The 26,410-nt window shown below is 64.8% G+C and carries 23 protein-coding genes; 21 read left to right on the top strand and 2 right to left on the bottom strand.

The window, feature by feature from the left end; genetic code table 11:
* Window positions 1–103: 103 nt before the first annotated feature.
* From HZZ16_RS12075 to HZZ16_RS12090, 4 genes are all read left to right on the top strand, one after another.
* Window positions 104–997: a branched-chain amino acid ABC transporter permease gene (locus HZZ16_RS12075; RefSeq protein WP_197948674.1), complete on the top strand. Its 894-nt coding sequence runs from the start codon at window positions 104–106 to the stop codon at window positions 995–997.
* A gap of 3 nt (window positions 998–1,000) precedes the next feature.
* Entirely contained in the window at window positions 1,001–2,074 is a 1,074-nt protein-coding gene (locus HZZ16_RS12080; RefSeq protein ID WP_197948675.1) for a branched-chain amino acid ABC transporter permease, read from the top strand.
* A gap of 42 nt (window positions 2,075–2,116) precedes the next feature.
* Window positions 2,117–3,400 (top strand): ABC transporter substrate-binding protein, encoded by a 1,284-nt coding sequence (locus HZZ16_RS12085; RefSeq protein WP_197948676.1) that lies wholly within the window; start codon window positions 2,117–2,119, stop codon window positions 3,398–3,400.
* A 144-nt stretch (window positions 3,401–3,544) separates the two neighbouring features.
* Window positions 3,545–4,384, top strand: coding sequence for an ABC transporter ATP-binding protein (locus tag HZZ16_RS12090; protein WP_197948677.1), 840 nt, complete (start codon window positions 3,545–3,547; stop codon window positions 4,382–4,384).
* A 12-nt stretch (window positions 4,385–4,396) separates the two neighbouring features.
* Here HZZ16_RS12090 and HZZ16_RS12095 read toward each other — a convergent pair whose 3' ends face one another.
* A complete protein-coding gene (locus HZZ16_RS12095) occupies window positions 4,397–5,548 on the bottom strand; it encodes an AGE family epimerase/isomerase (protein WP_197948678.1) in 1,152 nt (383 codons plus the stop codon).
* A gap of 86 nt (window positions 5,549–5,634) precedes the next feature.
* On the opposite strand from HZZ16_RS12095, the gene HZZ16_RS12100 reads away from it, so the two are divergent.
* From HZZ16_RS12100 to neuB, 14 genes are all read left to right on the top strand, one after another.
* The gene (locus HZZ16_RS12100) at window positions 5,635–6,858 is read left to right on the top strand and encodes a phenylacetate--CoA ligase family protein (RefSeq protein WP_197948679.1); all 1,224 of its coding nucleotides are present in this window, start codon (window positions 5,635–5,637) and stop codon (window positions 6,856–6,858) included.
* Between the two features lie 231 nt (window positions 6,859–7,089).
* On the top strand, window positions 7,090–8,466 hold the full coding sequence (locus HZZ16_RS12105) for a GHMP family kinase ATP-binding protein (protein ID WP_197948680.1): 1,377 nt from the start codon (window positions 7,090–7,092) through the stop codon (window positions 8,464–8,466).
* Window positions 8,467–8,488: 22 nt separating this feature from the next.
* Window positions 8,489–10,408, top strand: coding sequence for an N-acetylneuraminate synthase family protein (locus tag HZZ16_RS12110; RefSeq protein WP_246510078.1), 1,920 nt, complete (start codon window positions 8,489–8,491; stop codon window positions 10,406–10,408).
* Window positions 10,408–11,097, top strand: a complete 690-nt coding sequence (locus tag HZZ16_RS12115) for an acylneuraminate cytidylyltransferase family protein (protein ID WP_197948682.1) — start codon at window positions 10,408–10,410, stop codon at window positions 11,095–11,097. The genes HZZ16_RS12110 and HZZ16_RS12115 overlap by 1 nt, the downstream gene beginning before the upstream one ends.
* Window positions 11,090–11,854 (top strand): SDR family oxidoreductase, encoded by a 765-nt coding sequence (locus tag HZZ16_RS12120; protein ID WP_197948683.1) that lies wholly within the window; start codon window positions 11,090–11,092, stop codon window positions 11,852–11,854. The genes HZZ16_RS12115 and HZZ16_RS12120 overlap by 8 nt, the downstream gene beginning before the upstream one ends.
* Complete coding sequence (locus tag HZZ16_RS12125) at window positions 11,851–12,699, top strand: sugar phosphate isomerase/epimerase family protein (protein WP_311974127.1); 849 nt, start codon at window positions 11,851–11,853, stop codon at window positions 12,697–12,699. Before HZZ16_RS12120 ends, HZZ16_RS12125 begins: the two co-directional genes overlap by 4 nt.
* Window positions 12,696–13,457, top strand: a complete 762-nt coding sequence (locus HZZ16_RS12130; protein ID WP_197948684.1) for an SDR family NAD(P)-dependent oxidoreductase — start codon at window positions 12,696–12,698, stop codon at window positions 13,455–13,457. Before HZZ16_RS12125 ends, HZZ16_RS12130 begins: the two co-directional genes overlap by 4 nt.
* 13 nt (window positions 13,458–13,470) lie before the next feature.
* Window positions 13,471–14,310: an SDR family oxidoreductase gene (locus HZZ16_RS12135; protein WP_197948685.1), complete on the top strand. Its 840-nt coding sequence runs from the start codon at window positions 13,471–13,473 to the stop codon at window positions 14,308–14,310.
* Between the two features lie 217 nt (window positions 14,311–14,527).
* Window positions 14,528–17,008 carry a hypothetical protein gene (locus tag HZZ16_RS12140; RefSeq protein ID WP_246510080.1) on the top strand — a complete coding sequence of 827 codons (2,481 nt, stop codon included), beginning with the start codon at window positions 14,528–14,530 and terminating at the stop codon, window positions 17,006–17,008.
* 103 nt (window positions 17,009–17,111) lie between these two features.
* Complete coding sequence (locus HZZ16_RS12145) at window positions 17,112–18,335, top strand: HAD-IIIA family hydrolase (RefSeq protein WP_210342434.1); 1,224 nt, start codon at window positions 17,112–17,114, stop codon at window positions 18,333–18,335.
* A 133-nt stretch (window positions 18,336–18,468) separates the two neighbouring features.
* Window positions 18,469–19,488, top strand: coding sequence for an NAD-dependent 4,6-dehydratase LegB (locus HZZ16_RS12150; protein ID WP_197948686.1), 1,020 nt, complete (start codon window positions 18,469–18,471; stop codon window positions 19,486–19,488).
* On the top strand, window positions 19,481–20,707 hold the full coding sequence (locus HZZ16_RS12155) for a LegC family aminotransferase (RefSeq protein ID WP_197948687.1): 1,227 nt from the start codon (window positions 19,481–19,483) through the stop codon (window positions 20,705–20,707). The genes HZZ16_RS12150 and HZZ16_RS12155 overlap by 8 nt, the downstream gene beginning before the upstream one ends.
* Window positions 20,700–21,878, top strand: a complete 1,179-nt coding sequence (gene neuC / locus HZZ16_RS12160; RefSeq protein ID WP_197948688.1) for a UDP-N-acetylglucosamine 2-epimerase — start codon at window positions 20,700–20,702, stop codon at window positions 21,876–21,878. The genes HZZ16_RS12155 and neuC overlap by 8 nt, the downstream gene beginning before the upstream one ends.
* Window positions 21,875–22,945 carry an N-acetylneuraminate synthase gene (gene neuB / locus HZZ16_RS12165; RefSeq protein ID WP_197948689.1) on the top strand — a complete coding sequence of 357 codons (1,071 nt, stop codon included), beginning with the start codon at window positions 21,875–21,877 and terminating at the stop codon, window positions 22,943–22,945. The genes neuC and neuB overlap by 4 nt, the downstream gene beginning before the upstream one ends.
* Here neuB and HZZ16_RS12170 read toward each other — a convergent pair.
* Window positions 22,942–23,553, bottom strand: coding sequence for an acetyltransferase (locus tag HZZ16_RS12170; RefSeq protein WP_197948690.1), 612 nt, complete (start codon window positions 23,551–23,553; stop codon window positions 22,942–22,944). The genes neuB and HZZ16_RS12170 overlap by 4 nt on opposite strands.
* Before the next feature lie 199 nt (window positions 23,554–23,752).
* Between HZZ16_RS12170 and HZZ16_RS12175 the strand changes: the two genes are divergently transcribed.
* From HZZ16_RS12175 to HZZ16_RS12185, 3 genes are read left to right on the top strand one after another with little or no spacing between them, the layout of a single operon-like run.
* A complete protein-coding gene (locus HZZ16_RS12175; RefSeq protein WP_197948691.1) occupies window positions 23,753–24,802 on the top strand; it encodes a nucleotidyltransferase family protein in 1,050 nt (349 codons plus the stop codon).
* Window positions 24,799–25,707: a Gfo/Idh/MocA family protein gene (locus tag HZZ16_RS12180; protein WP_197948692.1), complete on the top strand. Its 909-nt coding sequence runs from the start codon at window positions 24,799–24,801 to the stop codon at window positions 25,705–25,707. Before HZZ16_RS12175 ends, HZZ16_RS12180 begins: the two co-directional genes overlap by 4 nt.
* Window positions 25,704–26,405 (top strand): acylneuraminate cytidylyltransferase family protein, encoded by a 702-nt coding sequence (locus tag HZZ16_RS12185; RefSeq protein WP_197948693.1) that lies wholly within the window; start codon window positions 25,704–25,706, stop codon window positions 26,403–26,405. Before HZZ16_RS12180 ends, HZZ16_RS12185 begins: the two co-directional genes overlap by 4 nt.
* Window positions 26,406–26,410: the final 5 nt, after the last annotated feature.

Consider the following 26,410-nt stretch of genomic DNA (forward strand, 5'->3'; position numbering starts at 1 on the left):
TCATGCGCGGGCTTGACCCGCGCATCCATCCTCTTCCGAACAGTCTTCCTTCCTCGATGGATTGCCGGATCAAGCCCGGCAATGACGAGCTGAGTCACCCGATATGAACACCGCCTTCCTCATCCAGCTCCTGGTCAATGGCCTCGTGGTCGGCACGCTCTATGGCGTGGTCGCGATGTCGTTCGTGCTGATCTACAAGGCGACGCAGGTCGTCAACTTTGCGCAAGGCGAGCTGCTGCTGGTCGGCGCCTGGGTGTGCTGGGCGTTACTGGCGAAATACCAGGTGCCGTTCTGGATCGGCATGCCGATCACGCTGGTGTTCATGTTCGTGTTCGGCATTGCGGTGCAGGTGCTGATCCTGCGGCCGATGATCGGCGAGCCGATCATTTCCGTTATCATGGTGACGATCGGCCTCTCCACCGTGCTGCAGGCGACGCTAAAATGGATGTTCGGCGTCAATCCGCAGCCGTTCCCGCGCGTGTTCGAAAGCCAGTCGGTCAACCTGTTCGGACTGCAGATCCAGACCGTCTACGTCATGAGCCTCGTGGTGTCGGTCGCCATGATGATCGGCATGGCCTGGTTCTTCCGCGCGTCGAAGTACGGCCTTGCGATGCGCGCCACCGCGTTCAACCAACAGGTGGCGCAGTCGCTCGGCATTTCCGTCAAGAGCGTGTTCGCGATGGCCTGGGCGATCTCGGCGACCGTCTCGGCGGTCGCGGGCGTCGTCGTGGCCGTGGTCAATGGCGTGTCCTCGGGCCTTGCTGCCTACGGCATCAAGGTGTTCCCGGCGGCGATCCTCGGCGGACTCGACTCCGTCGGCGGCGCCGTGCTGGGCGGCATCATCATCGGGCTGCTGGAGAATGTCGCCCAATATGTCGACAGCCAATATCTGCACTGGGGCAATCTCTACGAGATCGCGCCGTTCTACGTCCTCATCATCGTGCTGATGATCAAGCCCTACGGCCTGTTCGGCACCCACGACATCGAGCGGATCTGACCCATGGCCGGCCCTGCCCTCATCCCCGCTGGTGATTTCCGCACCTCTTACGCAGCGGACACCACGATCTTCCCGACCACCACCAGCCGCAACTTCGCGATAGCAGGCGTCGCGCTGCTCTGCCTCGCGCCGCAATTCTTCAGCGGCTACTGGCTCAGCATATTGATTCAGATCGGCATCTTCTCGATCGCGGCGCTCGGCCTCAACATCCTGGTCGGCTTCACCGGCCAGATCTCGATCGGACACGCGGCCTTCTTCCTGCTCGGCGCCTTCACTTCGGCCTACATCTCCAACAATGCGCCGATCCCGGTGTTCTTCGCGATCCCGCTCGCGGGACTCGTGACGGCGCTGGTCGGACTGATCTTCGGCATTCCCGCAGCGCGGCTGAAAGGACTCTATCTCGTCATCGCGACGCTGGCCGCGCAATACATCCTGCTCGACTTCTTCTCCCGCGCCGAATGGTTCTCCGGCGGCTCGGTGCCGGCAAGCGCCGAGCCGTTCTCGGTCTTCGGTTACACGCTGCGGGGCGACCGGCAGTATTTCTACGTCGTGCTGGCCTATGTGCTCCTGAGCTACATCCTCGTCACCAATCTGATGCGCACGCGCGACGGCCGCGCGCTGGTGGCGATCCGCGACCACTATCTCTCCGCGGAGATCATGGGCATCAACCTCACCAAGTACCGCACATTGTCGTTCGGTCTCGCCGCCTTCTTCGCCGGCATCGCGGGCGCGCTCTATGCGCACTATCAGCTCGTCGTCTCCCAGGAAGGTTTCGGGATCGAGCGCTCGATCCTGTTCCTTGCCATGATCATCATCGGCGGCACCGGCTCGATCATGGGCACGCTGATGGGCACCGCCTTCGTGGTGCTCCTGCCGGAGTCGATGGAATGGATCAGCCTGCATTTGAAGGGCGGCGCGATTGACAAGGCGCTGTCGCTCAACACCAACATCACCTTCCTGCGCGAGATCGCGATCGGAGTGATCATCATCGCGTTCCTGATGTTCGAGCCTGACGGGCTCGCGCATCGCTGGCGGCAGATCAAGGCGTACTGGAAACTCTACCCGTTCTCGCATTGAGCACGGAAACTTCACTTAAGCAATAACAGGAGGAACCGACCCATGAAGACCAAATCGCTTTTGAGCACCGCGGCGCTCGCGTTTGCGATCGCCGGTTTTGCGGCCAGTGCGCAGGCCCAAATCGCCGTCGGCCATCTCGCCGATTATTCCGGTGCGACTTCGGACGTCGGCACGCCCTACGGCCAAGCCGTTGCCGACACATTTGCCTGGATCAACAAGAACGGCGGCATCGGCGGCAAGCAGGTCAACCTCGATAGCAACGACTACGGCTATCAGGTTCCGCGCGCGATCGCGCTCTACAAGAAGTGGTCGGCGCCGGATGGCAAGGTTGCCGCGATCATGGGCTGGGGTACCGCCGACACCGAAGCGCTGACCGGCTTTGTCGCGCAGGACAAGATTCCCTATATCTCGGCCTCCTACGCGGCGGCGCTGACCGATCCGGAAGGCGTGAGCGGCAAGGCCAAGCCCGCGCCTTATAATTTCTTCTACGGACCGAGCTATTCGGACGCGATGCGGGCATTGGTGACCTGGGCGGCGGAAGACTGGAAGGCCAAGGGCAAGAGCGGCAAGCCGAAATTCGTCCATATGGGCGGCAATCATCCGTATCCGAACGCGCCGAAGGCCGCAGGCGAGGCGATCGCCAATGAGCTCGGCTTCGAAGTGCTGCCGCCGATCGTGTTCGCGCTGACGCCAGGCGATTACTCCGCGCAATGCCTCAGCCTGAAGAGCTCCGGCGCGAACTACGCCTATCTCGGCAACACCGCAGCCTCGAACATCTCCGTGCTCAAGGCCTGTAAGGCCGCCGGCGTGGACGTGCAGTTCCTCGGCAATGTCTGGGGCATGGACGAGAACGCGGCCAAGACCGCGGCTGACGCCGCCGACGGTGTCGTCTTCCCGCTGCGCACGGCCGTGACCTGGGGCGGCAACGCGCCAGGCATGAAGACGGTGATGGAAATCTCGAAAATGTCGGATGCGAGCGGCAAGGCCTATCGCCCGGTGCACTATATCGCAGGCGTCTGTAGCGCGTTCTACACCAGAGAAGCGCTCGATTGGGCCGCCAAGAACGGCGGCGCCACCGGGGAGAACGTCGCCAAGGGCTTCTACCAGAAGAAGGACTGGGTGCCGGCCGGGATGGAAGGCGTCTGCAATCCCTCGACCTGGACCGACAAGGACCACCGCGGCACGCTGAAGGTCGACCTCTATCGCACCAAGGTCTCAGGTGCGACCGATGGCGATCTCAACGACCTCATGGCCAAGGGCACGATCAAGCTCGAGAAGGTCAAGACCATCGAACTGCCGCGCAAGCCGGAATGGCTGGGGTGGTGAGCCCCCGCTTTCGCCCCTCACACAACCGTCATCCCCCGCGAAGGCGGGGGATCCAGTACGCCGCGGCTTCTCGAGGAATCTCCGGCGTCTCTGGAATACTGGGTCGCCCGGTCAAGCCGGGCGACGACAGCGGAGTAACAAATTATGACCGAGACCGCAGAAGCCGTTCGTCCCTCGCCAAGCATCGTCCCCGCACCGCCCCTCCTCGCGGTGCGCAACATCGAGGTCGTCTATGACGACGTCATCCTGGTGCTGCGCGGCCTCAGCCTCGACGTGCCCAAGGGCGCGATCGTGGCGCTGCTCGGGGCCAACGGCGCCGGCAAGTCGACGACGCTCAAGGCGATCTCGGGGCTGCTCAAGACCGAGGATGGCGAGGTGACGCGCGGCGAGATCCTGTTCGATGGCGAGCGGATCAACGGCATCGATCCCGACAAGATCGTCCGCCGCGGCATCTTCCAGGTGATGGAGGGCCGGCGCATCGTCGCCGACATGACGTCGCTCGAGAATCTCAAGCTCGGCGCCTTCACTCGCCGGGACCGCGAGGTCGATGCCGACCTCGACATGGTCTTCAACTATTTCCCGCGCTTGAAGGAGCGCACCGGCCTTGCCGGTTATCTTTCCGGCGGAGAGCAGCAGATGCTCGCGATCGGCCGCGCGCTGATGGCGCGCCCGAAGATGATCCTGATGGACGAGCCTTCGATGGGCCTGTCGCCGCTGCTGGTGAAAGAGGTGTTCTCGATCATCCAGAAGATCAACCGCGATCTCGGCGTCACCATTCTCCTGGTCGAGCAGAACGCACGCGCTGCGCTCTCCGTGGCGAGCCACGGCTATATCATGGAACAGGGCAAGGTCGTGCTCGACGGCAGCGCCGACGAATTGCGCGACAACGAGGACGTCAAGGAATTTTACCTCGGCGGCGCCGGTGACCAGCGCAAGAGCTTCAAGAACCTCAAGAGCTTCAAGCGGCGCAAGCGCTGGCTGTGATCCACAAGGAGCCTAGCCGAGCACCTGCTCGGCTTCCGTGACCGCGCAGAGAACATGATAGAACGACGACGCAGGAATGGTGTCGATCAGCGATTTGCCGTCGCGATCGAACTGGTCGTACCAGCCGCCCTTGACCGGATGGCTGAGATAATGCCGTTCGAGCCGTGCCAGCGCCGCGCGCGCCTCGTCCGCCGCTCCCGCCTCGCCGGATTCGGCCTGCGCGATCCACGCCTTGGCGATCTCTGTTTGCGGCCACAGCCGGCGCGTGCTGCGGCGGATGTTGCCGCTTGCGTCGCCCTCGTCGACGAGGCAGCCCGTCGCCTCGTCACGATAGCGCAGCGAGGTCTCCAGCAGTTCCGCACGCCGCTGGCCGGTCGGGCAACCTGTAATGCGTTCAAAACCCTTGAGCAGCCAGACCCATTCCGCCTGGTGGCCCGGCTCGACGCTGACCGGCTCGATCTTCGACCAATCCTCCTCGAAATACTCCGACAAGACGTGCTTCTGCTTGTCGTAGAGATTGGCGAGGAACAGTGCGAAGAATTCTCCGGCACGGTTCTGGAACGACAGATCGTGGGTCGCATCGAAGCACGCGATCATCGCCTCGAACAGATGCATCTGCGGGTTCTGCCGGCGCGGCAGCGAGACCGGAAGACCTTCGTGAACGCCGCCATGCGGCGAGCGCAGGTGGGCGTCGAGGAAGGCGAGCAGCGCATCGATCTCGGCGCGGACCTGCGCATCCTGGTCGAGCGCATAGACGCCGGCGAGCGCAAACAGGATGAAGGCGTGGTCATAGGCATCGCGCCGGGCATCCAGCACCGACCCGTCCGGCGTCAGCCGGTGCACATAGCCGGGTCGGCCATCGGGCGCCTTCGCTTTGGCCAGCAGGTGCTCCAGCCCCTTCAGCGCAATCATGCGCCCCTCGGGATACCAGCCCATCTGGGCCGCCTTGGCGTAGCACCAGATCTGGCGGGCTTGCACGAACACGCGCCGGGGCGCGGCCGCATCCGCTGCGCCATCGCGATGCAGCCTGTCGATGAAGCCGCCTGCGGCGTGATCCCAGCCGATTGTCGACCACAGCGGCAGCGCCTCGTCGATCATACGGCGCTTCAGGCGCGCAACGACGTTCGACGCCTTGTCCGCCGCAATGATTCCTTCGTCCGCCATCGGATCCCTTTCAAGCCTCGCCAATGGCGGTCTGATAGCCATGCCGGTGGCGGCGCGCAACGGATGCCAACACGGAAAGAACAGCCATGACCGCCCATTACGACGCCCGCGAGACGCGTGAGCAAGCCGCGCGCGAGGCCGACCTGTTCGCCCGTCTCCCGGACGTCCTGCGAGCCGCGATGGCCGCCCCGGCGTATGCCGAGCGGCTCAAAGGCTTCGATCCCGCCGCCGTGACCTCCAGGGCGGCTCTGGCGGATCTGCCGGTGTTGCGCAAGTCGGAACTGCCCGCCCTGCATAAGGCCTCTGCGCCCTTCGGAGGCTTCGTGGCGGGGGCGCCTGGCTCGTTCGCCCGCCTCTTCACCTCGCCAGGCCCGATCTTCGAGCCGGAAGGGCGACAGGCCGACCCCTGGCGCGGCGCAAGGGCGCTGTTCGCAGCCGGGTTCCGCCCCGACGACATCGTCCTCAATACCTTCAGCTATCATCTCACCCCCGGCGGTTTCATCTTCGACGCGTCGGCGCGCGCGCTCGGCTGCGCGGTGATTCCGGCCGGCCCCGGCAACACAGAACAGCAATTCGAGCTGATCGAGGCCTACCGACCTGTGGGCTACAGCGGCACGCCGGATTTTTTGAAGATCCTGCTCGATGCCGCGGCAAGCTCGGGCCGTGACGTTTCCTCGATCAAGCGCGCGCTGGTCTCGGGCGCTGCGTTCCCGCCCTCGCTGCAGGCCGAGATCAAGGGGCGCGGCATCGACGCCTACCAAGCCTTCGGCACCGCCGATCTCGGCCTCATCGCCTTCGAGACCGAGGCACGCGAAGGCATGGTCGTGAACGAGGACCTGATCCTGGAGATCGTCAAGCCCGGCACAGGGGATCCGGTCGCGCCGGGCGACGTCGGCGAGATCGTCGTGACGTCGCTGGACCCGCACCATCCCTGGATCCGGCTCGCGCTCGGCGACCTCACGGCGGCCTTGCCCGGCACGAGCCCGTGCGGGCGTACCAACATGCGCATCAAGGGCTGGATGGGCCGCGCCGACCAGACCACCAAGATCAAGGGCATGTTCGTCCGGCCCGAGCAGATCGCCGAGATCGGCAAGCGCCACGCCGGGCTCGGAAGACTTCGTCTCGTCGTCACACGTCAAGGCGAGACCGATGCCATGACGTTGAGAGCGGAAGCCGCGACTGCTAGCGACTCGCTTCGCGACGAGATTGCGGCCAGCTTGCGCGCCGTGACGAAGCTCGGAGGAGCCGTCGAGCTGGTCCGTCCGGGCACGCTGCCGAATGACGGCAAGGTCATCGCGGACGAGCGCTAGCTTCAGCTCAATTTCGACAGCAGGTCGTTGCCGAGGCCGAGCATATCCCTCCGCGAAGCCGGAGCGCGGAACGAGCTCTCGGCATGACGAAGATGACGAGCGTAGAGCCTGGTCTTCGGGCCATGACTGCGATACCGCAGGGCGCAGGAACCTTGCATCGTCCCTGCCGCTCCCGTATTACCAGACCCTGCTGCGATATGGCCGGAATCGGCCCTTTCTGGACCCCAAAACGTGCTTGACCGAACACTCGTCACCATCGCCGAGACCGAGACCATTGAGGAAGCCTTCCGGCGCCTGAACGCGAACATGCTCGGCATCCTGTTCGCGCAGGACGCAACTGGGCGAATCGTCGGCGCGGTGACGGACGGCGACATCCGCAGGCGCATGCTGACCGGCATCACGATCCAGGACCGGGTTGTATCCTGCATCAATCGCAACTTCGTCTGGGCGCCGACCGGTGGGCCACGCGAGCAGATCCTCAAGCTGCTCGACCAGCGCGTCCACGTGGTGCCGATCCTCGATGGCGAGGGCCGGCTGGTCGACGTGTTTAGCCGCGAGCTGTTCAACCTGTCGGAAGAGAGCGAAGTGTTCGCGCGCGCCCGCTCGCCGGTGCGGATCAGCTTCTCCGGCGGCGGCACCGACCTGACGCATTACTTCGTGGCGAATGACGGGGGCGCGGTCATCAGCGCCACGATCAAGATGTACGCTCACGCGACGCTGCGGCGCCGGAGCGATCCCAGCATCCGGATCTACTCGCACGACTTCCGCCGCACGGTCGAGGCCGACAATCTCGCAGAGCTCGGAACGGGCGGAGATCTCGCACTGATCAAGTCGGTCGTGCGCCTGATCAAGCCGACTTACGGCTTCGAGCTCGAAGTGTCCGCCGACTTTCCGGTCGGCTCCGGCCTCGGCGGCTCCGCGGTGGTCTCGTCGGCGATCATCGGCTGCTTCAATGAATTTCGCAGCGACCAGTGGGACCGCCACGAGATCGCGGAGATGGCGTTCCAGGCCGAGCGGCTGATGCTTAACATCCCCGGCGGCTGGCAGGATCAGTACGCCACCGTGTTCGGCGGATTCAATCACATGGAGTTCTTCTCCGACCAGAACACCATCGTGCCGCTGCGTCTCGACCCCAACATCATCGCCGAGCTCGAGGAGAGCCTGGTGCTCTGTTACGTCGGCGCGGGGCGCGATTCCGGCGCCATTCACCGCGACCAGAAGGCTCAGCACGAGACAAGCGACGCGGTGGCCGCCGCTGCCAAGCAGAAGGAAGTGACGCGCGACATCAGGCGGCATCTGCTGCGCGGCCAACTGCTGGAATGCGGCCGGCTGATCGACGAGGCCTGGCACGCCAAGCGGAAGCTGAGCTCCAAGATCTCGTCGGACGCGATCGACGCGATCTACGATTTCGCCAAGCAGCATGGCGCGGTCGGCGGCAAGTTGCTTGGCGCGGGCGGCGGCGGTTACTTCATGTTCTTCGTCCGCCCGTTCGAACGCTACCAGCTGATCGCGGCGCTGGAACAGCAGGGGCACAGCTGTTCGCGCATCATGTTCGAGGAGAACGGGCTGCGGACGTGGAAATCGCGTGTTCCCGCCCAGCTAGCCTGACGCATATGAGACGAGAATGTTGATGACATCGCCCAAACAGCCTGCTCCGGTCCGCATCGGCAACCGTCTTCTGGGCGATGGCGAACCCTGCTACGTCATCGCAGAGATCGGCAACAACCATAATGGCGATTTCGACCGCGCCATTGCGCTGGTGGACGCCGCGGTCGCCGCTGGCGCCGATTGCGCCAAATTCCAGATGCGCAAGCTCGACGAGGTCTATCGCGCCTCGAGCCTGTCCGGGAAGGACGACGACCTCGCCGTCGAATATACGCTCGATCTTCTGCGCCGCTTCGAGCTGCCGACCGCACAGCAGAAGAAGATCGCCGAGTACTGCGCAGCCAAGGGCATCGAGTACCTCTGCACGCCCTGGGACCCGAAGAGCGTCGCCGTGCTCGAAGGCTTCGGCGTAGAGGCCTACAAGGTCGCCTCGGCCGACCTGACCAACCTGCCGCTGCTCGCCCGCCTCACCGCCACCGGAAAGACGCTGATCGTCTCGACCGGAATGAGCACGACGGACGAGATCAAGGCCGCGGCGAAGTTCCTCGACGACCGCAATGCCAGCTACGTGCTGCTGCATTGCCAGAGCACGTATCCGGCCGCGCTCCACAACATTCATTTGCGTTTCATGGAAACGCTGCGCGAGATCCATCCGATCGTCGGCTATTCCGGCCACGAGCGGGGCATTGCCGTCTCGACGGCCGCCGTCGCGCTCGGCGCCGTCGTCATCGAACGCCACATCACGCTCGATCGCGAGATGGAAGGTCCGGACCATGCCGCAAGCCTCGAGCCGGAGGAATTCAAGGCGCTCGTCTCCGGCATTCGCGAGGTGGAAGCGGCCCGCGGCGAGAAGCTCGCCGAGCGCGCGCTGAGCCAGGGTGAGCTGATCAACCGCGAAAACCTCGCCAAGAGCCTGGTGGCCGCGCGCGACCTGTCGGTCGCCACCGTGATCTCCGAAAGCGACATCGCCGTGAAGAGTCCGGGACAGGGCTTATCGCCGCTGAAGATGCCGGCGCTGCTCGGCCGCAAGCTGACGCGAACGATGGCGGCCGACGACTATTTCTTCCAGAGCGACCTCAATGAAGGCGCCGCGAAGGCGCGGCGCTATCGGTTCGACCGCCCCTGGGGCGTGCCGGTGCGCTATCACGATACCGAGCGCTTCCTGGAGATCTGCGAGCCCGACATCATCGAATTTCATCTCAGCTACAGCGACATGGAGCGCGATCCGGCAGCCTATCTGTCGGGCACCTATGATCTCGGTTTCGTCGTACATGCACCGGAGCTGTTTGCCGGCTCCAAGCTAATGGACCTCGCAACGCCCGACGAGGCGCTTCGGCGCTACTCGCTGGAGCAGACCCAGGCGGTGATCGACATCACCCGCGGCCTGAAGAAGTTCTTCCCCAAGACCAAGCGTCCGCCCATCGTCGCCAATATCGGCGGCTTCACTATGGACGAGCCGCTGCCGCCGGAGGAGAAAGCCGAGCGCTATCGCATCTTCGCGCAGAGCCTGACCGAGCTCGACATGGAAGGCGTCGAGCTGACGCCGCAGACCATGGCGCCGTTCCCCTGGCATTTCGGCGGCCAGCGACACCAAAACATCTTCATCTTCCCCGAGGAATCGGCCGCGTTCTGCGCCAAGCATGGTTTGCGCATGTGCGTCGATATCTCCCACACCAAGCTCGCCGCCAATCATTTCGGCTTCAACTTCGCGCAAGGCCTCGCCCAGCTCGGGCCGCACACCGCGCATCTGCATTTCGGCGACGCCAAGGGCCTCGACGGCGAAGGTCTCCAGATCGGCGAAGGCGAGATCGATTTCGACGAGATCGGACAGGTGCTGCGCAAGCATGCACCGGCGGCGTCGTTCATTCCTGAGATATGGCAGGGCCACAAGAACATGGGCGAAGGCTTCTGGATCGCGCTCGAGCGTCTGGAGGGACACATCTGATGGCGCGCAAGACGCTGGCCGTGATCGCCGCGCGCGGCGGCTCCAAGGGCATCCCGCACAAGAACCTGCTCGATCTCTGCGGCAGGCCACTGATCGCCTGGACCGTGGAACAGGCCCGCGCGGCTCGCGGCGTCGACGTCGTGGCGGTCTCTTCGGACAGCGACGCGATCCTCGCTGCGGCCGAGGCCGCCGGCGCCGTCGGCGTGCAGCGTCCGGACGACATTTCGGGCGACCTCGCCTCCTCCGAATCCGCCTGGCTGCATGCCCTCGATGCGACCGAGGCGCAAATGGGCCGGTTCGAACGCGTGGTCGCGCTTCAGGCGACATCGCCGATCCGCGAGCCCAGCGACATCGAGAACGCACTGGCCACCTTCGATCGCGACCATCTCGACAGCCTGCTGTCGGTCTGCGAGGTCGAGGACTACTTCAATTGGCGGATCGGCGCGAACGGCCCGGAGCCGATCAATTACGATTATCGCAACCGCCGCATGCGCCAGCAGATCGAGAAGCGCTACCTCGAGAACGGCTCGTTCTACGTCCTGATCCCATCCCTCCTGCGCGAGCAGAACAATCGTCTCGGCGGCAAGATCGGCTTCCACGTCATGGATCGTCACAAGATGTTCCAGATCGACCGGCCCGAGGACGTCAAGCTTTGCGCCGCCATCATGCGCAGTTACGGTTATGCCTGATCTCAGCGCCTTCTCGCTCGCAGGCAAGATCGCGGTGGTCACCGGCGCCTCGCGCGGCATTGGCGCGGCGATCGCGAGCGGCCTCAAGGATGCCGGAGCCACCGTGTTCGGCCTCAGCCGGTCCGGAACCGCGCCGCAGGGCGTCAGCGCCATTGCCTGCGATCTCTCGGACGATGGCGCGATCGAAGGCGCATTCCGCAGCATCGCGGCAAAAGGCGATCGCATCGACGCACTCGTGAATGCCGCCGGCATCAGTCTTCCGGCCCAAAGCGGCGAAAGCGAACTCGCACGCTTCCGCGCCACGGTCGCAACCGATCTCACCGGCGTCTACGCCACCATCCTCGCCGCCTATCCGCTCCTGAAGAACGCGGGCTCGGCGGCGATCGTCAACGTCACCAGCATCAATTCTGTGCGCGGCTTCCCCGGCAATCCCGGCTACGTCGCGGCAAAGGCGGGTCTTGCCGGGCTGACGCGCGCTCTCGCGGCCGACTACGCACCGGACGGCATCCGCGTCAACGCACTTGCGCCGGGCTACGTCGCGACCGAGATGACCGCGAAGAGCTATGCCGATCCCGTCATGCACGAGGATCGGCGCCGCCACACCATGCTCGGCCGCTGGGGGCAGCCCGCCGACATGGTGGGAGCCACCGTCTTTCTGGCCTCTGAAGCCTCCGCCTATGTGACCGGCCAGGAAATCTTCGTTGACGGCGGCTGGATCGCCAAGGGCCTCGCCATCAGTTCGGATAGCACATCGTGACCGCAACGCTCGAACGCATCGGCTTCATGCAGGGACGCCTGTCGGCCCCAGTCGACGGCAAGATCCAGGCGTTCCCGTGGAACGAATGGCGCGAGGAATTTCCCCGCGCCAAGGCGCTCGGCCTGACACGGATGGAATGGACCATCGACCAGGAGCGCCTGCGCGAAAACCCGCTGATGACCGAGCCGGGACAACAGGAAATCCTGACGCTGGCGCCCGAGAATGGCGTGCGCATCCCGAGCCTGACCGGCGATTGCTTCATGCAAGCGCCGTTCTGGAAGGTCGATGCGGTCGTGCGCGATGCTCTCGTCAACGATCTCGATCTCCTGATTGCCGCCTGCAGCCGCATCGACATCGAGTTCATCGTGGTCCCGCTGGTCGACAACGGCAAGATCGAGCGCGAGAGCGAGAGCGACACGCTCAAGCGGGTGCTGGTCGCCCGCCGCGAGCAGCTCGTGAGGCAGAACGTCAAGATCGTCTTCGAGTCCGATCTGCCGCCGCGCGACCTCGCCCGCTTCATGGAGGCGTTTCCGGCGGATGTCTTCGGCATCAACTACGACAGCGGCAACAGCGCTTCGCTGGGCTATGACAGCGCCGAGGAGATCGAGGCCTACGCGCCCCGCATTCTCAACGTCCATGTGAAGGACCGCGTGCGCGGCGGCACCACCGTGCCGCTCGGCACCGGCAACGCTGATCTCGCCAAGACGATCCGGCTGATCGAGCGCTCCGGCTACAGGGGACAATACATCCTGCAAACCGCGCGGGCCAGCGATGGCGATCACGCCGGCGTGCTGGCGAAATATCGCGACATGACGGTTCGCTGGATCGAGGATGCCGCGCGATGAAGCTCGAGTTGGATGACCGCGTCGCGCTCGTCACCGGCGCCAGCCGTGGGATCGGGCTCGCGATCGCGACGACACTCGCCGCAGAAGGCGCCAGAGTCGCGCTGGCGGCGCGCGGCGCAGATGCGCTCGATGCCGCGCGAGGTACGGTCGGCGGCAGCACGTCGGTACACGTGGCCGATGTCACTGATCCGGCCGCCGCAGCGAGGCTGCTGCACGAAGTCGAACGGCAGTGGGGCCGCCTCGACGTTCTCGTCTGCAACGTCGGCAGCGGCGCTTCCGTGCCGCCCGGGCAGGAAAATGCGGCGGAATGGTCGCGGGTGATGGACCTCAATCTCTTTACCACGACCAACATGATCGAGGCCGCACGGCCGCTGATGGCGCGCGGCAACGGCGACCGGTCGATCGTCTGCATCTCCTCGATCGCCGGCATGGCGGCGCTGGGCGCCCCCGTCACCTACTATGCCGCGAAGGCCGCGCTGAACGCCACCGTGCGCGGGCTGGCGCGCCCGCTCGCGCTCGAGGGCATCCGCATCAATGCGGTTGCGCCCGGCAACATCCTCGCCGCCGACGGTACCTGGGCGCGCAAGCTCGCCGAGAACAAGGCCGCGGTCGAGGACATGCTTGTTCGCGAGGTGGCACTGCGTCGGCTCGGCAAGCCGGAAGAGGTCGCCGACCTCGTCGCGTTCCTCGCCTCGCCGCGTGCGGCGTTCATTACCGGCAGCGTCGTGGTCGCCGACGGCGGCCAATTGCGCAGCTGAACAGGAGCTCCCGATGGCAAGCCCGTCCTCACGCTATGACCTGATCGGCCGTACCGCTCTCGTGACCGGTGCAGGCGGCCTGCTCGGCCGGCAGCATGTCGCCGCGCTCTCCGAGGCGGGCGCGCGCGTCGTCGTTACCGACGTCGGGCTTGCGCAGGCCGAAGCCGCCGTTGCCGCGCTCAAGCAGACTGCGCCGTCCGCCGACCTGATCGCGCTTGCGATCGACGTCACCACACTCGATTCGGTGCGCGCTGCGCACGAGCAACTTTCCGGCCGCGGCATCTCCATCGACATCCTCGTCAACAACGCGGCAATCGATCCCAAGGTGACCTCCGCGCCCGGCGTGATGCATTCCTCCCGCTTCGAGGCGTTTCCGGTGCCGCAATGGCAGACCGAGATCGCCGTGGGCCTCACCGGCGCGATGCTGTGCGCGCAGGTGTTCGGCAGCGCGATGGCAGCGCGTGGCCGCGGCGTGATCCTCAACATCGCCTCCGATCTCGGAGTGATCGCGCCGGACCAGCGGCTCTACCGCCAGCCGCAAGTGACACGCGAGGAGGAGCAGCCGGTGAAGCCGGTGACCTACTCGGTGATCAAGCACGGGTTGATCGGGCTGACGAAATATCTGGCGACGTATTGGGCCGATCACGGCGTCCGCGTCAACGCGATCTCGCCGGGCGGGGTCTTCAACAATCAAGATCCGGCATTTGTCGAACGGCTGACGCGCCTGATCCCGATGGGCCGCATGGCCGACGTCGACGAGTACCGCGCCGCGGTGCAGTTCCTGTGCTCGGATGCCTCGAGCTACATGACCGGGCAGAACCTGGTGATGGATGGCGGTAGAAGCGTGTGGTAGCCACGGCAGCTTGACTTTAGCGCCTCGAAGCTGAAAATCCTAAATACTACAGCTTATAATCGTGGATGTGGGGCTTCAACCGAATGGAACCGCGCCATGCCCTTTCAAGAACCCGGCATTGCGCAGTGCCTCGAAGTGACCGGCAGTCATTTGTTGTCCCGAGGCCAGCCCCTGACATACATCCGTCCGGCTCAGGGAGAATTCTAGAGATGTTGCGATGTGGATGAATACACTGCTTCTGACGTTCGTATTCTTCCTGATCCAGCTGGGCACCGGTTTTTCCATCCTTGCGATCGCGCCGCGGGAGTTGATCAAGACGAGCGGGCTGACCAAGGCTCAGCTTGCCTTCCTGGGCTATGCGATCGGCGCATCCGCTGTGGGCATCCTCCTTGGGGTGTGCTCCGGTCTGGTCCGCGACATCCGCCTTCACCTGGCAATCGTGATTGCGGTATCCGCCTTCGGACTGGTGTGGACTTGGGCGCTCTGGCGCCCGCGCCCCGAGGACGCCGGACGGATCGCGCTGTGGTGCTTGCTGTCGCTGCCGATCGCCATCATGACGTGGTGGTGGACGTTCGGCGCGTTTTCCCAGTTTCCTTATTCGGATATCGGCGCCGACGTGCACTGGATGAAGACGGCGCGGGAATACGCCGACAGCGGCATCATCAATCCCTATGCGGCGCAATCCTATGTCGATCTTCGCTCTGCGCTGGCGGGCGCATTGGCAGGCACCTTAGGCCTCGATCTGATGCAGTTCGGGTGGACCTATCGCTTTGCCTCGATCCTGTTCTTCCTGCTGGCCTTCTATGCTTTCGCGGAGGGCGTCTATTCCGAACCAACGCGCAAATGGGTCGCGTTCTTCCTCGGGGCGGTCGGAAACGGCATCGGGCTGCTGACCAATGGCAGCCTGGCGCTGGCTGGGAGCGTCGTCTTTCTCGGCGTCCTCCTCGGCAGGACCAGGCACGAGGGGAAACAGGCGCTCCGCGCGAAATCGGCCACGTTGCTGATCCCGGAAACGGTGATCGCGCTGTTGATTGCCTTCGCGCTCAACAACAATGCGCTGTTGCTTGGGGTTCTGGCGACCGGACTGTTCCTGTTCAGGCTTCCCGGCGTCGGCCGGCGCAAAGACGTCCTTTTCGTCGGCTGGGTCTGGCCTCTGACGCTGCTGCTGGCGCATCGCGGCTCCTACCTGTTCATTCCAGCAGCCCTCGTCGCCTGGCTGGGCTACCTGCTCGTCTTGCACGGGATGTCACGCCGGCCGGCGCAGAGCCTCAGCCTGCTGCGCGCCCTGTCCGTCATACTACCGTTGATCATCGGCGGAGTCGTCGCCTGCGTCCTGGCGATGCGCCTCAACTATTTGCCGTCAACAAACGCCAACGAAATATTCTCCCACATCACTCGGCTGGTGCTGGGACGAGCAATTCAAAGTGGCGATGAACTGTCCCTTGGCGCCGGCCCGGAAGTGGCGGTGATCGAACTGGGCCGGGCCATCGGCCCGCTGTTTGCCATCTGCATCGGGCTGGCGATGGCTTGGTGGTGGATCGATCGCTCCACCGCTTGCTCGGACGCGCCTTCCAACCCTGTTCAGGCCGAACGCATATCGAAGCTGCTATGGTCCTGGGCAATCGGCTGCGGGCTCGCCGTGGTCGTGTTGTCGGGCTTTCCTTTCCTGTACCGAACCACCATGATCATCCTGGCGCTGCTCACGGTCACGGCGACCGAAGCATTCTGCCAGTTGCTGGTTGACCCCACTTCCGCTTCCCATCGGCGGCGAGTTTCTGTGGCAATCACGATTGCCCTGCTCGCTTTCGGCCTCGTATTTGCTGTCTACACTTTCAGCTGGCGACCCGATCTGCCGTCCGCGCGTTACCAGGACTTCCTCCGCTCGACTGAGATCGCGGGCGCAGTTCTGCTTCTCGTGCTCGTGCCGGTGACGTTCATCCGGTCGACACGAATTCATGTCTGCGCACTTGCCCTCATCTTCGGATTGGGTATCGCTCTGGACCGCGCCGGACTGGCTGGCATGACGAAGAGCTACAGCTATGGAGCTCTTCCCGAAGGCGCCAAGACCATCTCGCACTTCAATGCCAACGATCTCGAAGCAGCTTACTGGCAGCACCGCAATCTGAGAAATAGTATCCTGCTGTCCGACCCCTATACGCTCGGCTTGGTCCAATCCATCACCGGCGAACCGGCTGTCTACCTGTTCTCAAATTTGGACACCTTGAACGAGGCTACCGCCAAGCGGATCCGCAGCGTCGTTTCCGCGATCGTTAGGCCGGGCGACGGCGACGGAGCGCAGCGGCTTGCCGAGGCTTGCACCACGATCCGGCCGCTCCTGCAGGACATCAACCAGGAGACATATTTTCAGATGGTCAGGGCCGACATCCTGGCTGGAATTTTGCGCCCTGTCCGCCCCTCGGAGCCAGCGACGGCCCCGCGAATCCAGGATCAGCCGCCAGCGGATCGAAAATCGATCGTGGATGCGCTGGAGAAGGACGAATCCAGCTGGCAGCTTGTTGCCGTGATCAATCCCCGTACTATCGCATGGGTTCATCTCGGTGCCGGCGAGCGCCTCCCCTATTTCCCGCCGGCGGAGCCACTGGATTCCAGGCTCATCGGATCGCTTCGTGCAGGGCCGTTCCAGCTGCTGTTTGCCAACACGCAGACCGCGGTCGTTCGCATTCCGTGCCGGCACTGACGTCCAGTGGTCTTTGCCACGACGACGATCCCGCATCTGGTGCAGAGATCGGGGGCGGGGTATGGATTTTGAGGATACCTCTACTTTCACCGACAGCTGACCCATGTCACGAAATACCGCTTCCATATTGAGACAGGCCGTTATTCTGGTCGGTGGACTGGGCACACGGCTGGGCGAGCGCACTAAGCTGGTTCCCAAGCCGATGCTTGACATTAGCAGGCGGCCGTTTCTCGACACGCTGATCGACGAGCTCGTGCGTTATGGCGTGTTCGATGAAATTCTGCTGCTTGCCGGCCACAAGGCGGAGATCGTCGAGACGCACTACGCCGCGGTCGCCAGAGGAGGCGTGCGAATCCTCGTGTCGCGCGAGACCGAGCCACTCGGCACCGGCGGCGCGCTCGTGAACGCGCGCGATCTGCTGCACGATCGTTTCGTTCTACTCAACGGAGATTCCCTGTTCGACTTCAATCTGCTCGATCTGATGGCCCGCGCGCATCATGGGCGCGTTCACCTGGCATTGCGTGACGGGGTCGTCGGGGATCGCTACGGGCGCGTTGTGCTCGACGGTGACGTCGTACGTGATTTCATCGCCCCCGGTGCGGGCGCCACGGGCCCGGTCAATGCCGGCATCTATGTCATCGACAAGTCTGTTCTCGCAGACATTGCGAAGCTTCCCGCCTCGCTGGAGCAGGACGTATTTCCCGGCCTGGCGAGAGCCGGTGAGCTGCGCGGCACGGCCTATCGCGGCTATTTCATCGACATCGGCATCCCTGATGATTTCGCGCGCGCCGACCGCGAATTGCGAGACAAGCTGCGGCGGCCGGCGGTGTTTTTCGACCGGGACGGCGTGCTCAACCATGATTCAGGATACACCTTCGAGACCCACAAGTTCGAATGGATCGAAGGCGCGCGCGAGGCCGTGAAGGCGGTCAATGACGCCGGTTACTTCGCCTTCGTCATCACCAACCAATCCGGCGTCGCTCGCGGCTACTACGAGGAGCATCACGTGGTCGCGCTGCATCGCTGGATGGCGGACCAGATGGCGCTGATCGGTGCGCATATCGATGCCTTCGAATATTGCCCCGATCACCCCGACGGAACTGTCGCACGCTATTGCCGCATCAGCGACCGGCGGAAGCCGGCGCCAGGGATGATCACCGAGCTCACGCAGCGCTTTCCGGTCGACATGACGCGAAGCATGGTGATCGGCGACAAGCCCAGCGACATCGAGGCCGCGCGCGCTGCCGGCCTGCCCGGCCATTTGTTCGAAGGCGGCAATCTCGAGGCGTTCGTGAGAGGGCGCCTCAAGCTGGCGGGTGAGGCATAGGCGGCCTTCCAAAAACTGCTGCATCCCCGGACATTTGGCAGCTTCCGGGCGCTGCTCTGTTGCGCCAAACCGCCAGTATGCTATAGCGCCATCTTGTTGCGAAGACTGGCTTAATCGCCTTTTGGGGTCCGGCATGGCAGATCTGAGGGACGCCCGCGTCCTCGTTACCGGCAGCGACGGCTTCATCGGTTCGCATGTCGTCGAGGAGCTGGTGAAAGCCGGGGCCCGCGTCAAGGCGATCGTCTATTACAACTCCTTCAACTCCTGGGGCTGGCTGGACACCGTTCCCGCCGACATCATGAAGTCCGTGGAGGTGGTCGCCGGCGACATCCGCGATCCGCATTTCATGATCGCGGCCGCCAGCGGCTGTACCGACGTGTTGCACCTGGCGGCGCTGATCGCAATCCCCTTCTCCTATGTCGCGCCCGATTCCTATGTCGAGACCAATGTGCGCGGCACCGTGAACGTGCTCCAGGCCGCGCGCATGGCCGGCGTGCGGCGCTTCGTGCAGACCTCGACCAGCGAGGTCTATGGCACGGCGCAGACCGTTCCGATCAAGGAGAGCCATCCGCTGGTCGGCCAGTCGCCCTACTCGGCCTCGAAGATCGCCTCCGACCAGATGGCGCTATCGTTCCACGCCTCGTTCGACATGCCGGTCGTCGTGATCAGGCCGTTCAACACCTATGGACCGCGGCAATCGGCGCGTGCGGTGATCCCCACGATCATCAGCCAGATCGCGACTGGCAAGCGCAGGATTCGTCTCGGCGCCGTCAGCCCGACCCGTGACTTCTCCTTTGTCACCGACACGGCGCGCGGCCTGATCGCGGGACTCACCGCACCGGCCGAGCAGACCGTCGGCCAGACCATCAATCTCGGCAGCGGCTTCGAGATCTCGGTCGGCGCCACCGCGCAGATGATCGCCGACGTCATGGGGACCACGATCGACATCGAGACCGATGAGGCGCGGCTGCGCCCGGCGAACAGTGAGGTCGAGCGGCTCTGGGCCGACAATTCCAAGGCGCGCCAGCAGCTCGGCTGGGCCCCGGAATTCGGCGGGATCGAAGGCATGCGCCAGGGCATCGTGAAGACGGTGAACTGGTTCACCAATCCCGTCAATCTCAGCCGCTACAAGGCGGACGTCTACAATGTCTGAGGCAATTGTGGGAACGACCGCGACCAGATCCGACGTCTCCACGCGCGCGTTCGATCCGAAGACCGTGGTCGATGCCGTCCGGCGCGCCGCAGGCACACCCAACGGCATTCTCGGCCTGCACGAACCGGTGTTCGCCGGCAACGAGGTCGCCTATCTCGAAGAGTGCATCAAGAGCACTTTCGTCTCCTCGGTCGGCCCGTTCGTCGACCGCTTCGAGCGGATGCTGGAGGAGGTAACGGGCGCCAGGCGCGCGGTCGCCGTCGTCAACGGCACCGCGGCGCTGCACGCCTGCTTCCGCCTCGCCGGCGTCGAACCCGGCGACGAGGTCATCTCGCCGGCACTGACCTTCATTGCGACCACGAACGCGATCGCCTATTGCGGGGCGGTGCCGCATTTCGTCGATAGCTCCGTCGTCACGCTCGGCATGGATCCGCGCGCTCTCGCCGCGCGGCTCGAGAGCATTGCCGAGCGAATGCCGAAGGGCGCGGTCAATCGCGAGACCGGGCGCCGCATCGCCGCGATCTCGCCGATGCACACGTTCGGGCATCCGGTCGAGCTCGACGAGATCGCCGCGATCGCGCGCGACTGGGGCATCGCGCTGGTGGAGGACGCCGCGGAATCCTTGGGCTCGACCTACAAGGGCCACGCCGTCGGATCGCAGGCGCGGCTCGCGGCGCTGAGCTTCAACGGCAACAAGATCGTCACGACAGGCGGCGGCGGCGCCATCCTCACCAACGACGAGGAGCTCGGACGCCGCGCCAAGCATCTCACCACCACCGCGAAGCTGCCGCACAAATGGGCCTTCGTGCACGACGAGATCGGCTTCAACTACCGCCTGCCCAACCTGAACGCCGCGCTCGGCTGCGCCCAGCTCGAGCAGCTCGACGGTTTCCTGGCGAGCAAGCGCCGGCTGGCTGCGGCCTATGAGCGCGTCTTTGCGGACGTTCCAGGCGTATGCTTCTCGCGCGAGCCCGAGGGCACCACGAGCAATTACTGGCTGAATGCGATCCTGCTCGACGAGGCCCATGCCGGGCGGCGGGACGACGTGCTGACGGCGCTGAACGAAGCCGGCTTCGGCGCGCGGCCGGCCTGGACTCTGATGCACCGCCTGCCGATGTTCTCGGACAGCCCGCGCGGCGATCTCGCCACCGCCGAGTCGATCGAACGCCGGCTGATCAACCTGCCGAGCAGCGCCAGCATCAGAGCCCGCGATGAATAGCGGCGCGCGAAAGATCTGCTTCGTCACCGGCAGCCGGGCCGATTTCGGTCTGCTGGTCTGGCCGATGCGCGCGATCCGCGAGACATCGGGCCTGAGGCTCCAACTCATCGCCACCGGTATGCATCTCGCGCCCGAGTTCGGCTACACCTTCAACGCCATCCGCGACGAGGGCTTCGCGGTCGACGAGCGCGTCGAGACGCTGCTTGCCAGCGACACCGGCACGGGCGTTGCAAAATCGGTCGGGCTCGGCGTGATTGGGTTTGCCGACGCGTTCACGCGGCTGCAACCGGATCTCGTCGTCGTGCTCGGCGACCGCTTCGAGATGTTCGCGGCGGCACAGGCGGCGATGTTCATGCGGCTGCCGATGGCGCATCTGTTCGGCGGCGACGTCACCGAAGGCGCGGTCGATGAATCTGTCCGCCACGCCATCAGCAAGATGTCGCATCTGCATTTCACCAGCAATCGGGAATCGACGCGGCGCTTGATGCAGCTTGGCGAGCACCCAACCCGTATCCATACCATCGGCTCGGTCGGCATCGATGCCATCAAGCATCTCAATCTGATGAACCGCGACGATATCGGCAGCGCGATCGGGATGCCGCTCGGCGAACGCAATGCGCTCGTGACCTTCCATCCGGTGACGGTCGAGGCCGGACGCTCGGTGGCCGAGCTGGACGAGCTGTTCGCGGCGCTGTCGACGCTCGACCCCGGCTTTCGCCTCATCTTCACGCTCGCCAATGCCGATGCCGAAGGGCGCGCGCTGAACGACCGGACCAAGGCCTTCGCGGCAAGCCGGCCGAACACGATCGCGGTCGCCTCGCTCGGGCAGCTCCGCTATCTCAGCCTGATGAGCCAGGTGCAGGTCGTGATCGGCAATTCGTCGAGCGGCATCCTCGAAGCGCCCTCATTCGGTGTTCCGACGGTGGATATCGGCGACCGACAGAAAGGGCGCGAACGCGCGGACTCAGTGTTTCACGCCACGCCGGAACGCGGCGCGATCGCTGCGGCGATCTCGCAAGCGCTTCAACGCGGTCGCAAGGACACCGTCAATCCCTATGGCGACGGCGCTTCCAGCCGTCGCTTTGCCGACATCATTGCAGCCATCCCGGATTTCGGCCAGCTGCTAAAGAAGGGCTTCTACGAAGCTCCCGCAAGCGGAGCGCGGCCATGACGGGGCACACGCTGATCATCGCGGAGGCCGGGGTCAATCACGATGGCAGCCTGGACAAGGCACTGGCCCTGGTCGATGCGGCAGCCGATGCCGGTGCTGACATCGTCAAGTTCCAGACTTTCAACGCGAAGGCGCTGGCGGGCGGGGCGGCGAAGAAGGCCGACTACCAGCAGCGCACAACGGACGCCGCCGAAAGCCAGCTCGCCATGCTGGAACGTCTCGAGCTGCCCCAGGCTGCGCATCACACGCTGATCGCGCGCGCCGAGGAGCGCGGCATCGAGTTTCTGTCGACACCGTTCGACGACGCTTCGCTCGCTTTTCTGCTGTCGCTCAAACTGCCGCGCATCAAGATCGGATCGGGCGATCTCACCAATGCCCCGCTGCTGCACGCCGCAGCGCGGGCTGGTGCGACGCTGATCCTCTCGACCGGCATGGCGACGCTCAGCGAGATCGAGGAAGCCCTTGGCGTATTGGCGCACGGCTACGCGCAGCGCAACGATGTCGCGGGCCTCGCATCTTTCCGCGCGGCGTGGCGCGATTCGGCGGCGCGCGCCGCGCTGGCGCGGCACGTCAGCCTGCTCCATTGCACGACCGAATATCCCTGCCCCATCGCCGATGTGAACCTCGCTGCGATGGCGACGATGCGGTCAGCGTTCCAGCTTCCGGTCGGCTATTCCGATCACACTGACGGTTTCGAGGTTTCGGTCGCCGCGGTCGCGCTCGGGGCGGCCGTCATCGAGAAGCACCTCACGCTGGATCGCAGCGCGCCTGGTCCCGACCACGCGGCCTCGCTTGAACCGGACGATTTCAAGCGCATGGTCGGCGCCATCCGCAATGTCGAGGCCGCACTCGGCGACGGCGTGAAGGCGCCGAGGGAGTCTGAGGTCGGGAATGTGCCGGTGGCACGCAAGAGCATCGTGGCGGCACGCGCACTGAAGGCCGGCGAGATCATCGGCCCGGCCGACATCACCGCCAAGCGGCCTGGCACGGGGCGGCCGCCGATCGAGTACTGGTCCCTGATCGGAACCGCGGCGCCGCGGGCGCTTGAGCCGGACGATCCGGTCTAGCGGCGAGGCTTGGCGGGAACCCCGCGCAGCACTGACCCGGGCGGCCATGAGCCCGTGACGACAGAGCCCATCGCGACCAACGTATCGTTCCCGATGGAAATGTGATCGCGAACACGGCTACCGAGCCCGACAAAGCAATTGTCGCCGATCTCCGCGCCGCCGCCGACCACCGTTCCCGGAGACAGATGGGTGTAGTGCCCGACCCGCACGTCGTGCTCGACGATCGCCCCCGAATTGATGATGCAGTGATGACCGATCATGCTTCGCGCATTGACGATCGCGCCCGGCATGATGACGCTGCCCGGACCGATCGTGGCCGACGGCGAGACGAACGCGCGCGGATGGATGACGGACGCCCAGCGCGCCAGCTGCAGCCGGCCGATCATCTGCCGGCGCGCAGGCCCCGCCTGCATCGTTCCGATCCCGACCACGAAGGCGGCATCCGGATAGTTCGGCGCAACATCATCGGTTCCGAGATAGCGCGCATCACCCAATGTTCCCGGCTGGCGATCGAGGAAACCGACGACGTTGAACTGGCCCGAAAGGAGCGCTGCCTCGTAGACCATGAAGGCATGTTCGCCGCCGCCGATGATGATCAGATCGTCCATCACGATTCCCCCAAAGCCGCACCGATCTTAGCGGCCGGGCCTGGGCACTTCAAACCGACCGACCTGGCCTGAAAACATGTGAATTAACAAGGACAAGCCAGGGCTGCCCGGCGGGGTTGACGCCGCCTCTCGCAGCCGCGTAATAGCAGGCTCAGCCGTGGGCCGCGCCCAAATCTGGCGTATACGAGGCGGAATTGCCATGAAATCCTGGCGCAAAGCCGTGGTCGGAACCCAGGCCACCGTGGGCGAGGCCATTGCCGCGATCGAGAGCGGCAGCATTCAGATTGCGCTGGTACTCGACGACCAGAACCGCCTGCTCGGCGTGGTCACCGACGGCGACGTCAGACGCGGACTGCTGCGCGGCATCGCCCTCACCGGGCTTGCGACCGACATCATGAACCGGACGCCGGTGTCGGCCCCCGCGACCCTGCCCCGTGAGGATCGCCTGCATTTGATGCGGCATAGGTCGATCAAGCAGCTCCCGCTCGTCGACGATGGCGGCCATCTCGTCGTGGTCGAGACGCTCGATGAGTTGCTCGAGCCGCGCCAGTATCAGAATCCGGTGCTGATCATGGCCGGCGGCCTCGGCGAGCGCCTGGGCGCGCTGACGCGCGACGTGCCGAAGCCGATGCTCAATGTCGGCGGCCGCCCGCTGCTCGAGACGATCGTACGCAACGTCGTGCAGCAGGGCTTTGGCAACATCTTCATCTCGGTGAACTACAAGGCCCAGACGATCAAGGATTACTTTGCCGATGGCGCCGCCTTCGGCGCCAACATCCAGTACGTGCACGAGACCGAACGCCTCGGTACCGCCGGTGCGCTCGGGCTGTTTGCGACACCGCCGGATCTACCGATGATCGTCACCAACGGCGACATCCTCACCACGATCAACTACGGAGCGCTTCTCGACTTCCACAACGGAGCGCCGGCGGAAGCGACGATGGCTGTCCGCGAGCACAAGGTGCACGTCCCCTATGGGGTGGTGTCCACCACCGACGGATTTCTCCAGACCATTCGGGAGAAGCCGACGGAGAGCTGGTTCGTCAGTGCCGGCATTTATGTGATCGGCAGGTCGGTCTTCCGCCACGTCACGCCGGGCGTCAGCATCGATATGCCGACCGTGCTCGAGCGCGTGATCGCCGACAAGGGACGCGTCGCGGTCTATCCAATTCGCGAGTACTGGCTCGACATCGGCCGGCTGGAGGATTTCGAGCAGGCGCATGCGGAGTTTCACGAGGTTTTCCCGTGACCTCGACAACAGCCGTCGTGGTTGGCCTCGGCTCGATCGGCACAAGGCATGCGCGCGTCCTGCGCGAGCTCGATCTTCGGGTCGCAACGGTCAGCCGGCGCGAAGGTGGCGACTACGGTTCGATCGCGCAGGCCGTCGCGGCGGCGCGTCCGGACTACGTCGTGATTGCCACCGAGACGGCGCACCATGCGGACAATCTGCAAGAGCTGGCGCAAACCGGCTTCCAGGGCAATGTCCTCGTCGAGAAGCCGCTTTTCGCAACGCCGGCACCGCCCCCGAAATATCCGTTTGCCCATGTCAGCGTCGGATACAATCTGCGCTTTCATCCAGTGATGACGGCGCTGGCGGACACACTGCGCGGGCGCGAGGTGATCACGGTCGGCGCCTATGTCGGCCAGGACATCAGGGATTGGCGACCGGGCCGCGATCACCGCAACACCGCCTCCGCCACGGCTGATGCCGGCGGCGGGGTGCTGCGGGATCTCAGCCACGAACTGGACTATCTGCTCTGGCTGTTCGGGCCATGGCATCGCGTCGCGGCGCTTGGCGGCGCCTCCGGCGCGCGCGACATCGACGTCGAGGACCATCTCGACCTGCTGCTCGATATGCAGCGGGCGCCGTCCGTCCACGTCCACATGGACTATCTCGACCGTCAGGGCGTCCGCCGTATTCGCGTCAATGTCGACGACGACACCATCGAGGCCGATCTCGTCGGCGGCCGCCTCGTCGTCAACGGCAAGGCAAGGGAGATTCCCAGCGAGCGCGACCAGACCTACCGCGACATGCATGTCGCGGCGATGCGTGGTGCCAGTCCGGCCTGCACGCTGCCGGAGGCCCTCGGCGTCATGCATCTGATCGACGCCAGCGAGCGCGCGCTGCGCAGCAAGACCTGGGTGTCGCCATGAGCCTTGTCTGTACCATCTGCGCGCGAGGCGGCTCGAAAGGTGTCGTCGGCAAGAACGCGCGCGATCTCCTGGGCAGGCCCGTGCTCGCGTGGAGCATCGAGCAGGCGCGCGAGACAGGCCTGTTCGACGCGATCGCGTTCAGCAGCGATTCGGACGCCTTGCTCGATGCGGCGGTGAAGGCCGGCGCCGATATCGCGGTCAAGCGCCCCGATGAGATGGCGACCGACACCGCGCCGAAGCTGCCGGCGATCCGGCACTGTCTCGAGCAGGCCATCGCGCAAATGGGTACGACACCGGAGATTTTCGTCGATCTCGATGTCACTTCCCCGCTCAGGCTGGCCTCGGACATCACCGGTGCGGTGGCGTTGCTGCGCGAGAGCGGCGCGCGCAATGTCATCACCGGTGCGCCGGCGCGGCGCTCGCCGTATTTCAACCTCGTCGAGCAGCGCACCGACGGCAGCGTGGGCCTCTCGAAATCCGCCAATCCGCCGATCACCCGACGGCAGGATGCCCCGCGCTGCTTCGACATGAACGCGTCGATCTATGTCTGGCGCGTCGCACCGTTCCTGGAGCACCCCGCGGTGTTCTATCCGGATACGCGCCTGTTCGAGATGCCGGAAGAGCGTTCGATCGACATCGATTCGGATCTCGACTTTGCGTTGGTTGAACTATTGCTCCGCCAACGACTGCCGGCCTGAGGAGG

The sequence above is a fragment of the Bradyrhizobium glycinis genome, assembly GCF_016031655.1.
GTDB classification, from domain to species: domain Bacteria; phylum Pseudomonadota; class Alphaproteobacteria; order Rhizobiales; family Xanthobacteraceae; genus Bradyrhizobium; species Bradyrhizobium glycinis.